Source organism: Catenulispora sp. GP43 (assembly GCF_041260665.1).
GTDB lineage: Bacteria > Actinomycetota > Actinomycetes > Streptomycetales > Catenulisporaceae > Catenulispora.
On sequence record NZ_JBGCCT010000008.1, the window covers coordinates 86,493 to 100,774 of the forward strand.

The following is a 14,282-nucleotide window of genomic DNA, read 5'->3' on the forward strand; positions in this document are numbered from 1 at the left end:
TCCGCGCGCGATCTCCGCGACCCCGGTCCCGGTGGCGCCCGCAGAAGCGCGGGCACCACCGGCAGTTGAGTCACAAGTACGCGTTCTACTCGTTTTACGCGGTCGGGTCCCACTCTGCGAGCTGCTCCATCGGCTCGGAGGTGCCGGTGATCTCCAGGCTGTCGAGCGGGGTGCGGTCGTTGAGGTAGAGGACCAGTTCGTTCGCCGTGCCTCGCACCACCATGTCGCCGGGCTCCGCGTCGGCGGCGAGGCCGTCGGCGCGGACGCCGTCGGCGTTCAGGGTCAGGCGCCAGGAGCCGCCCTCGGCCGCGTGCAGGTCGATCGTCGCCGGCTTGAACGGCCAGGGGACGGAGGTCGCCGCGACGGTCACCAGGAACTCGTCGACGCCCTCGACCGCGACGTCCGTCGGCAGCGGCTGTGCGGCGCCCTGGGTGAGCTGGGCGTCGTAGGTGTGGACGGCGATCTCCTGGATCTGGTGCCGGGCGATGGCCCCGCTGGTCTGCGGGGCCTGCGACTGGCCCCACCAGGTCCAGCAGCCGCGGTCCGGGCCGGCCTGGCGCAGCGCGTCGAGCATGAGCTCGGTCGCCTCGGCGAGCCAGGCGTCCAGGGCTTCGCGGTCGCGCGGCGCGGTCGGGGCGCCCTTCGGGTCCGTCTTGGCCGGGGGCTCGGCGCCCGGGCCCGCCGTGACGATGGCGGCCTGGCGGCGGCGGCCGTCGCCGAGGTGCTGCGCCAGGTCGCGCAGCGTCCAGTCCGGACAGGTCGGGACTTGGACGTCGAGGTCGTCGGCGGACGCGATCGCGGCGCGGAACGCGGCCGAGCGGTCTTCGATCAGCCGCAGGACCTCGGGGAATTCCAAGATATTTTGCACGTCGGATTGTTTATCACGGCGCTTCGGGCGCTGGGTAGCGAGTATGTCGGACGAACGCGCCGAGGGCCCGGGCGGCTCAGTCCCTGCCGATCAGCCCTTGTCGCCCCGGGCCGCTGAGTTCTTGTCGCCCCGGGCGCCCCGGCGCAGCTCCCGGCGTTCCGCGGCCAGGTCGGCCCGGAGCCGCTTGGCGAGGTCGGTGTGGCGGCGCGAGGTGATGACGCGCCGGACGGCCAGGCTGTAGGAGGCGGTCTTCACCACCGGGCTGCCGGCCGCCGCGCTCGCGGTGGCGGTGACGGCCGAGACGTTGTCGGTCACCGCCTGGATGTTCTCGGAGATGGCCGCGACCTTCGCCATGCCGGCGTTGCCGGTCTTCGTGGCCTGCTCGGCCTCCTCGAGCAGGGGGAGCGCGGCCGAGGCGAGGGTGGCCATGGTGCTCTTCACCGTGAGCAGGAGCTCCGTGACGTGCATCAGCATGTACCCCAGGAAGCAGGCGCCGAGCACCACGAAGATGGCGAAGATCAGGCCGACGACCTGGAGGCCGGTCATCTCGAAACTCCCGTCGCCGGATGCGGCCGCAAGGCTTGGTTGCGGCGGCTTGGTTGCAGCGTAGACGTTAGCGGGCCCCGGGGCGGCGGGCGTGCCAATCGCGGGGCGGTCGGCGTGTCGGGCGCGCGCTGATCGTCGTACGAATGCTGCGGCGGTCCGGGCTTGAGGCGTGTGCTGCGAGCTCGGGGGTGTCGAAGTATGGTCGAGAACGTGACTCAGGGTGCGAACACCGTTACGTGGTCCGCCGGTCCTCTTCCGTTCTTCAGCCATTCAACCGTTCCCGGACTGGGCGTCATGCGGCGGGCCTAGTTTCCTGAGCGCCGGCTGAGTGCCGGCTGAAAGAGGAGCGTATGGAAAACACCGTCGCGGTACGAGGTCTGGGGATCACCAAGGTCTTCGGCGACGTCGTCGCACTCGATCATGTCGATCTCAACGTGGCGCGGGGGCAGATCCACGGTCTGGTCGGGCCGAACGGGGCCGGCAAGACGACGCTGCTCGGGCTGTTGCTGGGCCTGGCCGTCGCCGACGAGGGGCGGCTGGAGATTCTCGGGGCCGCAGTGGGACGGTCCCTGGCGGCGCCCGGCACCGTGTCCGGGTTCGTGGACGGACCGGGCCTGTATCCGACGCTCACGGCGAAGCAGAACCTTGCGGTGCTCGCCAAGCTGCGGCACCGGGACGCGCCGGGTGCCGGGATCGGCGAGGTGCTGGAGCAGGTCGGCTTGAGCGCGGTCGCCGACGACAAGGTGCGCGGCTTTTCGTTGGGAATGCGGCAGCGGCTCGGTCTGGCCGCCGCGTTGCTGACCAAGCCGCGGCTGCTGGTGTTGGACGAGCCGGCCAACGGGCTGGACCCGGCGGGCAAGAGGCATGTGCACGGGGTGCTGAACCGACTTGTGGCCGACGGCGCCACGGTCATCCTGTCCAGCCACCGCATGGACGACCTGGAAGCCCTGTGCTCCGAGGTCACGATCCTGTCCACCGGACGCGTGGTGTTCTCCGGTCCGCTGCACAAGCTCTCCGATGAGAACCGGGAGCTGGAATACCGGCTGCGTACCTCTGATCCGTCGATCGCGCGCACAGTCGCGCAGGAGACGCCGGGTGTCGCCGTCGTGGAAGGTTCCGACGCCGTGCCGCGCGGCGACACCGACGTGATCGTGCTGCGGGCGCGGACGGCGGCGCTGGACGAGTTCGTGGCCCGGATCGTGGGTGCGGACGTCGCCTTGCGGGAGCTGGCCCCGGTCGTTTCGCCGCTGGAGGCTGCGTTCCTGGCGCTTACTGAGCAGTCGGTCGAGCAGTCGGCTGAGCAGTCGGCTGAGCAGTCGGTCGAGCAGTCGGTCGAGCAGTCGGTCGAGCAGGAGCAAGAGGCCGGCCGATGACCGCGACCCTCCTCGACGTCTCGCCGGCCGAGGCGGACGTGCCGGTCGCGCGGCCGGTTCCGCTGGTCCGCGTGCTCCGGATGGAACTGACCAAGCAGTTCTCGGCCTGGCGTATCCGTCTGCTGATTCTGGTGTGCTGGCTGGGCCCGGGCTTGTTGGTCTTCGCGATCGACCAGCAGAGCACCCTGCCCTCCGACACCCTGTTCGGCCGCTGGATGCACGCCACCGGCTGGGCCGGCTCCCTCGTAGCCCTGGGCTTCTGCGGAACGTGGGGACTGCCGCTGATCACCTCCGTGGTCGCCGGTGACGTCTTCGCCTGCGAGGACCGCCTGGGCACCTGGCGCCACTTGCTCATCGCCATCCGCTCCCACCGCCGCATCTTCGCGGCCAAAGCCGTCGCCAGCCTCGCCGTGATCGTGGTGCTCCTGCTGGGTTTGGTCGCCTCCAGTTCGATCGGCGGCCTGATCGCGGTCGGGAACAAGGCTCTGGTCGGCCTCGACGGCCATTCGCTCAGCCCTGGTGAGGCCGCGGGCAAGGTCTTGCTGGCGTGGGCTTGTGTCCTGGCCCCGACCCTCGCGCTGGCCGCGATCGGCCTGCTCGGCTCGATCGCGCTGGGCCGCTCGCCGATGGGCCTGCTGCTGCCGATGATCGTCGCCCTGGGCATGCAGGCCGCGCAGATGCTGCCGCTGCCGGTCGCCGTCCGCCTGGCCCTGCCCGGCTACGCCTTCATCTCCTGGAACGGCCTGTTCACCGATCCGGAGCAACTCAAGCCCCTGATGATCGGCGTAGCCGTCAGCCTGGTCTGGGCCGTCGTCGCCACCGTCCTGGCCTACCTGCTCTTCCTGCGCCGCGACTTCACCAACCTCACCAACGACGGCGCCGGACGCAGGGCCCTGACTCTCGGCGTCATCCCGCTGGCCGGCGTCCTGGCGGCGTCGGTCGGCGTGGTGGCCGCCGCCACCGGCGCCGGCGGTTCGGGCATCAACCAGGACAAGGTCCAGAAGTCGGTCGCCACCGCCTTCGGGCACCTCTACGTGCTGCAGGAGGCCGAGATGCACCGGCCGCCGCTCACCGAGGTGCAATTGCAAGCTTCCGCGATCTGTGCCAAGAGCGAGGGCCACGGCGCTCAGGAGGGGTCGGGGAACGACTGGCGGTGCACGGTCTCCTGGCATGTGCCCGGGTCCGCGCTCACCGGCCAGTCGATCTATCAGCTCGATGTCACCGCGAACGGCAGGTACATCGCCGACGGTGACGGTCCCCAGGAAGTGAACGGCTACTTCCTGGTCCGCACCGCCGACGGCGATGTGCCGAACCCGCTGTGGCAGTTCGACGGCAATGTCGACCTGCTTCCTACTCACTGAAGGAATCATCCGATGCAAGTGACGCGCCGCAAGGTGCAGAAGGGGAGCGCCTTCCAGCGCTCCGCCGCCGGTCTGAGCCGGCACCGCCTGTCCAAGGCGGCCGTGGTGGCCGTCGGCCTGGTCGTGACCGGCGCCGGCGTCGGTGCGGCCTCGACGCAGCAGCTGGGCCACCAGCAGGTCGGCCAGCTGACCAACAAGGGCGAGGTCATCGCCAGCGACCAGTACATCAACCCGATCGGCACCCGCCTGGTGATCAACCAGGGCAAGATCATGGGCGCCACCGTCAGCCCGGACGGCACGCACGTGGCCGCCACCGTCGCCGACGGCACCGGCTCGATGGTCATCGTCGACCTGCGCAGCTACCAGGTCGAGCAGGTGATCGGCAAGGCCGGCACCGGCGTCAACCTGGCGATCAGCGGCAACGACGTGGGCCAGACCTCGCCGACGTACTCGCCCGACGGCAAGTCGCTGTGGCTGGGCCGGGCCAACGGCTACACCAAGTTCACGGTGAACCCCGACGGCACCCTGGCCAACCCGGTCGACGTCGCCATCCCGGCGGCGGGCTCGCAGCAGGCGCTGTCGGCCAAGGCGGTCTTCTCCGCCGACGGCTCGACCGTGTACGCGGCGGTCAACGGCCAGAACAAGGTCGTGGCGATCAACGCCGCCACCGGCGCCATCACGCAGAGCTGGAACACCGGCATCGCCCCGCGCGGCATGGTGCTGGTCGGCGGGAAGCTGTACGTGAGCAACGAGGGCGGCCGCACCGCCGTCGCCGGCGACACCACGATCAACTCCTACGGCACCCAGGTCCCGGCGAACCCGAAGACCGGCGCCTCGTCCACCGGCACGGTCAGCGTCATCGACACCGCGAACGCCTCGGCGGCCGTGGGCAGCATCGACGTCGGCACGCACCCGACCGCCGTGTACGCCTCCGGCACCACGGTCTTCGTGGCGAACACCACCGCGAACACGGTCTCGGTCATCGACGCCAAGAAGAACAAGGTCGTGCAGACGATCGCCACCCAGCCGTGGCCCGAGGCCTCGGTCGGCTACGAGCCGGACGCGATCTCCCTGACCCCCGACGGCCACCTGCTGGTGAGCCTGGGCCGGGCCAACGCGGTCGCGGTCTACCACTTCAAGTCCGCCGACCAGCCGGCCAGCTACGTCGGCCTGCTGCCGACCGACTACTTCCCGGCCGAGGTGGCCACGGTCGGCAACCAGATCGTGGTGGCCAACACCCGCGGCATCGACTCCCTGCGCCCGACCGTCGCGGCCGGCCACAACACCCACGACACCACCAGCAGCCTGACCCGCTTCAAGCTGCCCAGCGACCAGCAGATCCGGTCCTACACCGGCAAGGTCTTCCAGTACAACGGCTGGACCCCCGGCTCGGTGAAGACCGCGGCGAAGGACGACAGCAAGAAGACCCCGGTCCCGGTCCCGGCGAAGATCGGCGACCCCTCGACGATCAAGCACGTGTTCCTCATCGTCAAGGAGAACCGGACCTACGACCAGGTCTTCGGCGACCTGCCGCAGGGCAACGGGGACTCCACCCTGACCCAGTACGGCGAGACTGTCACGCCGAACGAGCACGCGCTGGCCCAGCAGTTCGGCCTGTACGACAACTTCTACGACGTCGGCACGAACTCCGCCGAGGGTCACAACTGGCTGATGCAGTCGGACGACCCGGAGTACACCGAGTCCTCGGCCGGCGAGTACACCCGCAGCTACGACACCGAGGACGACGTCCTGGGCCACCAGGAGTCGGGCTTCATCTGGAGCGGCGCCCAGGCGGCGGGCAAGTCCGTGAAGGACTACGGCGAGTTCCAGGCGACCGACCCCAAGCCGGCCGGCGCGACGTGGCAGGACTACTACTGCGACACCCAGAACATGGCCGCCACCGGTGCCCCGAGCCAGTACCCGATCCAGACCGGCTCGCCGATCCCGTCCCTGAACCAGGTGGCCGTCCCCGGCTACCCGCGGTTCGACCTGGACGTGCCGGACGTGTACCGGGCCCAGATCTGGAAGCAGGACTTCGAGAAGAACGGCCCGGCCAACCTGAACATGTTCTGGCTGTCCAGCGACCACACCGGCGGCCCGGTCAGCCCGGCCGCCGGCGTGGCCGACAACGACCTGGCGGTCGGCCAGATCGTGGACACCATCACGCACAGCCAGTACTGGAAGGACTCGGCCATCTTCGTGGTCGAGGACGACTCCCAGGCCGGCCTGGACCACGTGGACGGGCACCGCGCCCCGGTCGAGGTCATCAGCCCCTACGCCAACCACGGCACCGTGGACAGCCACTACTACTCGCAGATCACGATGGTCCGCACCATCGAGCAGATCCTCGGCATCCAGCCGATGAACCAGCTCGACTCCGCGGCCACCCCGATGACCACGGCGTTCACCGCGAAGCCGAACTTCACACCGTACACCGCGGTGCCGAACCAGACCTCGCTGACGCTGGGCCTGAAGACCCCGCCGGCGTGCGGCGCGAACGTGCCGTCCGGGCAGACCACGGCCTCGGTCGCCAAGGCCGGCGACGCCTCCACGGCGGTCCCGGCCGCCCAGAGCGCCGTGGCCGCGCAGTGGAAGTCCTGGGCTTCGCTGCAGCACCTGACCGGCCCGGGTTCGATGCCGGACTTCGCGAACCCGGAGCAGATGAACCGGTACACGTACTACCAGAGCACCGGGTGGACCAAGCCCTACCCGGGCGACAGCAAGATCCTCGCGCCGAACGACGTGCCCGGGGCCTTCATGCCGGGTTCGGACGACTGACCTGTTCGATGGATCGACTGTTCGATCTGTGAGGCGCCCGGCCGGTTCTTCCGGCCGGGCGCCTTCATCGTTCGCGAACGCGGGCCGCATCCATGCCACGCCATGCCGGATGGGCGGCGGGCACGAGCGTCACCAGCAGGTAGAGCGCGCCGACGGCCAGCAGCGTCGCATCGAGCCCGGCGGCGCCGACGGCATAACCGGTGGCGAGCCCGCCGAGCGGGGTGACCAGCAACGCCGCCGAGGTCATGGCCCCGAGGGCGCGGCTGCGCAGGCGCGGCGGGACGGTGTCGTAGACCGTCGCGCTGACGATCGGATTGAGGCAGCCGCAGGCCAAGCCCTCGACCGCCATCATGAGCGCCAGCGGCAGCAGGCTGTGCGTGGTGGCGGCGATGAGGAAGCGCGGCGCGCCGACGACGAGGAACGAGACGGCGTAGAGCCGTCGCCTTCTGACACGGTGACCGTAGGCGCTGAACAGCAACGCGCCGACGAAGGCGAACAGCCCGAAGAGGGTTTCCAGCAGGCCGAGCGCGAGAGCCGAGCCGAGCTTGGTCCGCACGTCATCCGGCAGCAGGACAGTGCTCCACCCCTGGTCGAGGCCCTGCGCCGCCAGGCTCGTGGTGCATATGCCGATGAGCAGCGGTGTGCGCAGGACTATGCGGATCCCCTCGGCGAGATCGGCGCGGTAGGTGCGGTACGTGTGGTGGGCGCGGTAGACGCCCGGCGGTGCCTGCGTTTCCGGGCTGCCGCAGGTTTCTGCGATGCCGCGCAGTCCGAGCGCGATCGCGCCGGCCGAGACGGCGAACGTACCGGCGTCGACGAACAGGACCCGGCTCGGCCCGAACGACGTGATCAGCACACCGCCGAGCGCCGCCCCGAGCATGCCCGCACAGCGCGCGGCGCCGTCGTAGAGCCCGGCCGCGCGGCCGAGCGGCATCACCGATCGGGCCGCCAGATCCGGGACGAGCGCGGCGCGCGCGGTGTCACCGGGGGCGTGACAGAAGCCTGCGAGCCCCATGAGCAGGCACAGCGTCCAGAACCGCAGCTCGCCCGCGGCTTGGAGCAGCGGGACCGCGCAGGTGAACGCCCCGCTGGAGAGATCGGAGACCACGGCGACACGGCGCCGGCCGGCCCGGTCGACCACCGGCCCGAGCAGCGCGGACGAGGCGACCACCGGCGCCATCGCGCAGAAGGCGACGGTTCCGGCCCGCGCCGCGCTCCCGGTCGTCACCAGCACGAACCACGGCACGCCCAGCTCGGTCAGCGCGTTCCCCGTGGTCGAGACGATGGTCGCGGCCAGCAGGGCGGCGAAGGGCCGCCTGGTGGTGGGCATCCATTTTTGCGGACCGCGTATCAGTTTTTTGCGCAACTTCATCTGAGTATTGCGACACCTTCTCGAAATCTATACGGTGACCCACGCATGGAGAGGAGTTGCGATGAGACCACATCGCCCCACCGTGCGCGGCCTGCTGCCGCGCCTGCTCCCGCTCGCCCTCGTGGCGGCCCCGCTGACCGTGCTCGCGGTGCCCCACGATGTCACGCTCACCCCCGTCAAAGCCGCCGCGGCGGTCGGTGCGAGCCAGGGCTTCACGAGCCTGGAGGCCGAGACCGGCACGCTGGTCGGCGGGGCCTCGACCGTCAGCCTGACCGCACCGCCGACCACCGAGTACTCCAGCGCTGCGCTGGAGGCGTCCGGGCACGCCTACGTGCACCTGGCCTCCACCGGGCAGGGGGTGCAGTGGACGAACACCACGGGCCAGCCGATCAGCTTCCTGAACGTCCGGGCCTCGATCCCCGATGCGCCCTCCGGCGGCGGCATCACCTCGACGCTCGACCTGTACGTGAACGGCGTCTTCCGGCAGGCGCTGAACCTGAACTCCAAGCAGACGTACATCTACGAGGGCACCAACTACAACAACAGCGACGACAAGAACCCCGCCGACGGGGATCCCCGGGTGTTCTGGGACGAGTCGCACACCTTCCTCACCGGCGCCGCGATCGCGCCGGGCAGCACCTTCTCGCTGGTGAAGGACTCCGCGAACAGCGCCTGGTACTACGACGTGGACGTCGTGGACGCCGAGAACCCGCCGGCGCCGATCGCGCAGCCGGCGAACTCGATCTCCATCACCGACTGCGGTGCCGTGGCGGACAACGCCCCGACCAACGGCAGCGCGGACCCGGCGGCTCAGGACAGCACCGCGGCCATCCAGAACTGCGTCAACCAGGCCCAGTCGCAGAACAAGACCCTGTGGATCCCGCAGGGCACGTTCTACCTCAAGGGTACGACCGGCCTGCAGGCCACCGGGATCACGATCGCCGGCGCCGGGATGTGGTACAGCACGATCTACCGCGACGTTCCGCTGCCCAACAGCCAGCCGCTGGCCGCGGTGTTCTCCGTGACCTCCTGCACGGTGCAGGACTTCCACATCGACTCCGACGCCACCAGCCGGGGCACCGTCGGCGGCGACGGCGGCGCGATGGACACCACCGGCACGAACTGGGTCGCCGACGGGATGTGGAACCAGCACACCGAATCAGGGTTCTGGGCCTCGGGGACCGGTGGGACGGTGAAGAACAGCCGGGTCACCAGCGAGTGGGCCGACGGGATCAACCTGAACAACGTCTCGCTGACCGGGACCGTCGGGAACAACCTGACCGCGACCGACAACTTCGTCCGGGGCACCGGCGACGACGCGATGGCGATCAACTCCGTCGCCTATAACGGCTCGACCACCTACACCCCGATGTCGAACGTGACCCTGACCAACAACACTCTGACAGCGCCGTGGGGCGGCAAGGGCATCGGCATCTACGGCGGCAGCGGCCACCACGTCCAGAACAACTACATCAGCGACACGGCTCGCTACATCGGCCTGGGCGCCGGGCGGTTCGGCGTCAACGGCAGCGACCTGCACGGCGCGACGGTGTCCGGCAACGTGGTCGTCCGCTCCGGCGGCGACGCCTACAACCAGGGCCAGCCGGCGTTCCACATCGGCAACGGCGGGGACGGGCAGAACACCGGCGTGGTGGACGGCGTCGACGCCACCGGCAACACGATCACCAACTCGTTGTACGACGGGGTCGGGTTCTCGCAGTCCACGAACAGCACCTTCGCGAACAACACCGTCACCTCGCCGTGGCGCAACGGCATCGTGGTGCAGCCGCCGTTCTATCCGGCGCCGTCCGGTTCGGCGTCGATCACCGGCAACACGGTGACCGGGCTCGGCAGCGGGTTCCAGCCCTACATCAACAACTCCAGCGGCTTCACCGCGACCGTCAGCGGCAACAGCTGGCAGAGCGGCGGCGGCACGCCGGAGGGGCCGTACGGGGGCAGCCCGGCTGCCGTCCCGGGCGCCGTCCAGGCCGAGAACTACGACACCGGCGGCGAGGGCGCCGGCTACCACGTGACCTCGACCAACGGGACCGGGAACTCCTACCGGTCCGACGGGGTGGACCTGGAGGCGACCTCGGACAGCGGCGGCGGCTCAGACTTGGGCTGGACGTCCGGCGGCCAGTGGTTCCGGTACACGGTCAGCGTTGCCACGGCAGGTACATACACGGCGAGTTTCCGTGTAGCCGCACCGTCCTCGGTCACCGGCGCCCTGCATCTGTCGGATGCCTCCGGCGCCAACCTGTCCGGCGCGGTGAACATCCCGCAGACCGGCGGCTGGCAGACCTGGACCACGGTGACGGCGAACGTCACGCTGCCGGCCGGGCAGCAGGTGCTGACACTGAACGAGGACACCGGCGGGTGGAACCTCAACTACCTCACGCTGGCGGCGGCCGGCGGCGGGAACCCTCCGCCGAACCCGAACCTGGCGCTGAACCAGCCGGCCACGGCCAGCGGCTCCACCCAGGGCTACGTGCCGGCGAACGCGGTGGACGGGAACACCTCGACGTACTGGGAGAGCACGGACAACGCCTTCCCGCAGTGGTTCCAGGTGGATCTGGGCTCGGCGCACAGCGTCGGGCGGGTGGTCATGGACCTGCCGCCGTCCTCGGCGTGGGGCGCGCGGACGCAGACGATCCTGATCCAGGGCAGTACGGACGGGAGCAACTACACGACGCTGGCGCCGTCGCAGGGCTACACCTTCGACCCCGCTTCGGGGAACACGGTGACGGCGACGTTCTCGGCCGCGAGCGTCCGGTATGTGAAGCTCACGGTCACGGCGAACACCGGCTGGCCTGCGGGGCAGCTCTCGGAATTGGAGGTTTTCGCGAGCTAGGGTGAGGGGGTGACTGTACACCTGTGTACCGATCCCGATGAAGCAGTCGCCGGGATCGCCGACGGTTCCACCATCCTCGTCGGCGGTTTCGGCCTGGCCGGGATGCCGGTCACCCTGATCGACGCGCTGATCAGGCAGGGCGCGGCGGACCTGACAGTCGTCTCGAACAACGCCGGCAACGGGGACACCGGGCTCGCGGCGCTGCTGGCGAAGCGCCGGGTCCGGAAGGTGATCTGCTCCTTCCCCCGCCAGCCCGACTCCTACGTCTTCGACGAGTTGTACCGGGCCGGCCGGATCGAGCTGGAACTGGTGCCGCAGGGGACGCTGGCCGAGCGGATGCGCGCGGCCGGGGCCGGGATCGGCGCCTTCTTCTGCCCGACGGGCGCCGGCACGCTGCTGGCCGAGGGCAAGGAGACCCGGGTCATCGACGGCCGCGAACACGTGCTCGAATACCCGATCCGCGGCGACGTGGCGCTGATCGGCGCACACCGCGCCGACCGCATGGGCAACCTGGTGTACCGCAAGACGGCGCGGAACTTCGGCCCGGTCATGGCCACGGCCGCGACGCTGGTGGTCGCGCAGGTCGGGGAGGTCGTGGAGACCGGGGCGATCGATCCCGAGACGGTGGTGACGCCGAGCATTTATGTCGACCGGGTGTTGGTTGATACTGCGTCGGCGCCGGCGCCGGCGCTGGGCGGGGCGGGCGCGTGACCGGCGGCGGCGTTGGCGGACGCGAGCGCGGCCCGCTCTCCGCCCCCGAAATGGCGGCCCTGGTGGCGCGCGACATCCCCGCCGGCGCCTTCGTGAACCTCGGCATCGGGCTGCCGACCCTGGTCGCCGACCACCTGGCCGCCGACTCCGGCGTCGTGCTGCACACCGAGAACGGCATGCTCAACATGGGCCCGGCGGCCCGCGGCGCGGCCGTCGACCCCGACCTCACCAATGCCGGCAAGGCGCCGGTGACCGAGCTGCCGGGCGCGTCCTACTTCCACCACGCCGACTCCTTCGCGATGATGCGCGGCGGTCATCTGGACATCTGCGTGCTCGGCGGCTTCCAGGTCTCGGCATCCGGCGACCTCGCCAACTGGCACACCGGTGAGCCCGACGCGATTCCGGCCGTCGGCGGGGCGATGGATCTGGCGATCGGCGCGCGGCGGGTGTTCGTCATGATGACGCTGCTCACCAAGGGCGGCGAGCCCAAGGTGGTGCCGCGGTGTACGTATCCGTTGACCGGCTTGGGGTGTGTCGACCGTGTCTACACCGACCGCGCGGTCCTGGACATCACCGAGTCCGGTGTCGTCGTCCGCGAGCTGTTCGGCGTCACCTTCGACGAACTGGCGGATCTTCTGGAGGTGCCGATCCGATGAGCGAGCGGGAGCAGGCCGTCACCGACGAGGTGCTGGCGAGCTTCGCCGGGACCGCCGATCCGCGGCTGCGCGAGATCATGCTGGCCCTGGTGCGCCACCTGCACGGGTTCGCCCGCGAGGTGCGGCTCGGCCAGGGGGAGTGGGAGGCGGCGATCGACTTCCTCACCCGGGCCGGGCACATCACCGACGAGCGGCGGCAGGAGTTCATCCTGCTCTCCGACGTGCTCGGGCTGTCGATGCTGACCGTCGCCGTCAACGAGCCGGACACGCCGGGCGCGACCGAGGCGACGGTGTTCGGGCCCTTCTTCGTCGACGGGGCGCCTGAGGTGCCGCCGGGCGGGGACCTGGCGCGCGGCGCGGTCGGGACGCCGTGCCACGTGTCAGGGCACGTACGCTCCGCCGACGGCGGCCCGCTGGCCGGCGTGCGGGTGGACGTCTGGGGCGCCGACGAGGACGGCTTCTACGACGTCCAGTACCCCGGCGAGCGCTCGGCCGGGCGCGGATGGCAGCGCACGGACTCCGGCGGCGGCTTCCGCTTCTGGACCGTCCTGCCGACGCCCTACCCGATCCCGCACGACGGGCCCGTCGGCGAGCTGCTCGCCGCCGCCGGCCGCGGCCCGATGCGGCCCGCGCACCTGCACTTCAAGGTCACCGCGCCCGGCCACCGCACCCTGATCACGCACATCTTCGTCGCCGGCGACCCGTATCTGGGATCCGACGCGGTCTTCGGGGTGAAGGACAGTTTGATCGTGCGGGCCGAGCATCATCGGGGCGGCGAGGCGCCGGACGGGTCCCGCCGCGCGGGGGAGTGGACGAGCATGGCCTATGACCTGGTGCTGGTCCCGGAGGCCGACGAGGATTGAGCAGGTTGAGCAGGTTGAGCGGATCGATCAGACGTCCTCCGGGAACGTGCGCGCCACGAAGGAGCTGATGTGGCTGCGCATCAGATCCCTGACCTCCTCGGTGTCCCCGCGTTCGGCCGCGGTCAGGATCGCCCGGTGCTCGGCCGCCTCCCGCTCCCACGACGGCCGCTGCGCCCAGGCCGCCGCGGACACCAGCGCGGTCTGGTCGCGCAGGTCGTCCAGGGTGCGGACGAGCAGCGGGTTCCCGCAGGCCAGGTACATGTGGCGGTGGAACGCGCGGTTGGCCAGCGAGCGCCCGGCGGCGTCCTCGGACCGGTCGGCCGCCTCCAGGGCGGCGCGCGCCGGGGCCCAGTCGCGGTGGCCGGCGACGCTGCGTCCGGCGGCGGTCGGCTCCAGCAGCAGGCGCATGTCGTAGATGGCGCGCGCGTGGGCCCGGTCGATCTCGCGGACGGTGGCGCCCTTGTACGGGCTCATGGTCACCAGGCCGGTGCCGGCCAGGGTCTTCAGGGCTTCGCGGACCGGGGTCTTGGACACCCCGAGTTCGGCGGCCAGGTCGGTCTCGACCAGCGGCCGGCCCGGTTTGAGCTCGCCGGTCAGGATCGCGTGCTTGATCGCCTCCAGGACGGCCTCGGTGCGCGATGGCAGGGCGCCGGGGCTGGACGACCCGGCGGGGGAGAAGAGAGCTTCCGGCATGCTGGCTCCTACTGGCTCCTGGGACGCGCCGCAGCGCCGGTGCACGACAATCAGATATCGGATATTAGATATGATCCGAGGGTAGGGGTGGCGCCGGGGCCGCGTCAATGACAGCGCAATCTGAGAGATGCCCGCGAACCCCGGATGCCGCTTGCATCGCAGTTGTCATGCGTTCGCCGGCGGGAAACGGGTGTCCGCCTCGTGCTGTGA

At 70.5% G+C, this 14,282-nt stretch carries 12 protein-coding genes; 7 read left to right on the forward strand and 5 right to left on the reverse strand.

Going from position 1 to position 14,282, the window contains the following annotated elements; translation table 11 throughout:
- Nucleotides 1-94: 94 nt before the first annotated feature.
- Together ABH926_RS18025 and ABH926_RS18030 are read right to left on the reverse strand one after the other, a co-directional pair.
- Nucleotides 95-868: a maleylpyruvate isomerase family mycothiol-dependent enzyme gene (locus tag ABH926_RS18025; protein ID WP_370366806.1), complete on the reverse strand. Its 774-nt coding sequence runs from the start codon at nucleotides 866-868 to the stop codon at nucleotides 95-97.
- 90 nt (nucleotides 869-958) lie between these two features.
- A complete protein-coding gene (locus ABH926_RS18030; RefSeq protein ID WP_370366807.1) occupies nucleotides 959-1,414 on the reverse strand; it encodes a DUF948 domain-containing protein in 456 nt (151 codons plus the stop codon).
- A 350-nt stretch (nucleotides 1,415-1,764) separates the two neighbouring features.
- On the opposite strand from ABH926_RS18030, the gene ABH926_RS18035 reads away from it, so the two are divergent.
- On the forward strand, nucleotides 1,765-2,787 hold the full coding sequence (locus ABH926_RS18035) for an ABC transporter ATP-binding protein (RefSeq protein WP_370366808.1): 1,023 nt from the start codon (nucleotides 1,765-1,767) through the stop codon (nucleotides 2,785-2,787).
- On the opposite strand, the gene ABH926_RS18040 is transcribed toward ABH926_RS18035, so the two are convergent.
- Entirely contained in the window at nucleotides 2,684-2,971 is a 288-nt protein-coding gene (locus tag ABH926_RS18040; protein WP_370367064.1) for a PT domain-containing protein, read from the reverse strand. The genes ABH926_RS18035 and ABH926_RS18040 overlap by 104 nt on opposite strands.
- Here ABH926_RS18040 and ABH926_RS18045 point away from each other — a divergent pair.
- Complete coding sequence (locus ABH926_RS18045; RefSeq protein WP_370367065.1) at nucleotides 2,859-4,148, forward strand: ABC transporter permease; 1,290 nt, start codon at nucleotides 2,859-2,861, stop codon at nucleotides 4,146-4,148. The genes ABH926_RS18040 and ABH926_RS18045 overlap by 113 nt on opposite strands.
- A gap of 12 nt (nucleotides 4,149-4,160) precedes the next feature.
- Nucleotides 4,161-6,926, forward strand: a complete 2,766-nt coding sequence (locus ABH926_RS18050; RefSeq protein WP_370366809.1) for an alkaline phosphatase family protein — start codon at nucleotides 4,161-4,163, stop codon at nucleotides 6,924-6,926.
- 64 nt (nucleotides 6,927-6,990) lie between these two features.
- Here ABH926_RS18050 and ABH926_RS18055 read toward each other — a convergent pair whose 3' ends face one another.
- Entirely contained in the window at nucleotides 6,991-8,256 is a 1,266-nt protein-coding gene (locus ABH926_RS18055; RefSeq protein ID WP_370366810.1) for an MFS transporter, read from the reverse strand.
- Between the two features lie 103 nt (nucleotides 8,257-8,359).
- Here ABH926_RS18055 and ABH926_RS18060 point away from each other — a divergent pair, with 103 nt between their 5' ends.
- Genes ABH926_RS18060 through ABH926_RS18075 form a run of 4 tightly spaced genes read left to right on the forward strand, consistent with a single transcriptional unit; the run spans nucleotide 8,360 to nucleotide 13,379 of the window.
- Nucleotides 8,360-11,149: a discoidin domain-containing protein gene (locus tag ABH926_RS18060; RefSeq protein ID WP_370366811.1), complete on the forward strand. Its 2,790-nt coding sequence runs from the start codon at nucleotides 8,360-8,362 to the stop codon at nucleotides 11,147-11,149.
- A 9-nt stretch (nucleotides 11,150-11,158) separates the two neighbouring features.
- Nucleotides 11,159-11,860, forward strand: a complete 702-nt coding sequence (locus ABH926_RS18065; protein WP_370366812.1) for a 3-oxoacid CoA-transferase subunit A — start codon at nucleotides 11,159-11,161, stop codon at nucleotides 11,858-11,860.
- 50 nt (nucleotides 11,861-11,910) lie between these two features.
- Nucleotides 11,911-12,516: a 3-oxoacid CoA-transferase subunit B gene (locus tag ABH926_RS18070; protein WP_370367066.1), complete on the forward strand. Its 606-nt coding sequence runs from the start codon at nucleotides 11,911-11,913 to the stop codon at nucleotides 12,514-12,516.
- Complete coding sequence (locus tag ABH926_RS18075; protein ID WP_370366813.1) at nucleotides 12,513-13,379, forward strand: intradiol ring-cleavage dioxygenase; 867 nt, start codon at nucleotides 12,513-12,515, stop codon at nucleotides 13,377-13,379. The genes ABH926_RS18070 and ABH926_RS18075 overlap by 4 nt, the downstream gene beginning before the upstream one ends.
- A gap of 27 nt (nucleotides 13,380-13,406) precedes the next feature.
- Here ABH926_RS18075 and ABH926_RS18080 read toward each other — a convergent pair whose 3' ends face one another.
- A complete protein-coding gene (locus tag ABH926_RS18080; protein WP_370366814.1) occupies nucleotides 13,407-14,072 on the reverse strand; it encodes a GntR family transcriptional regulator in 666 nt (221 codons plus the stop codon).
- Between the last annotated feature and the right edge of the window lie 210 nt (nucleotides 14,073-14,282).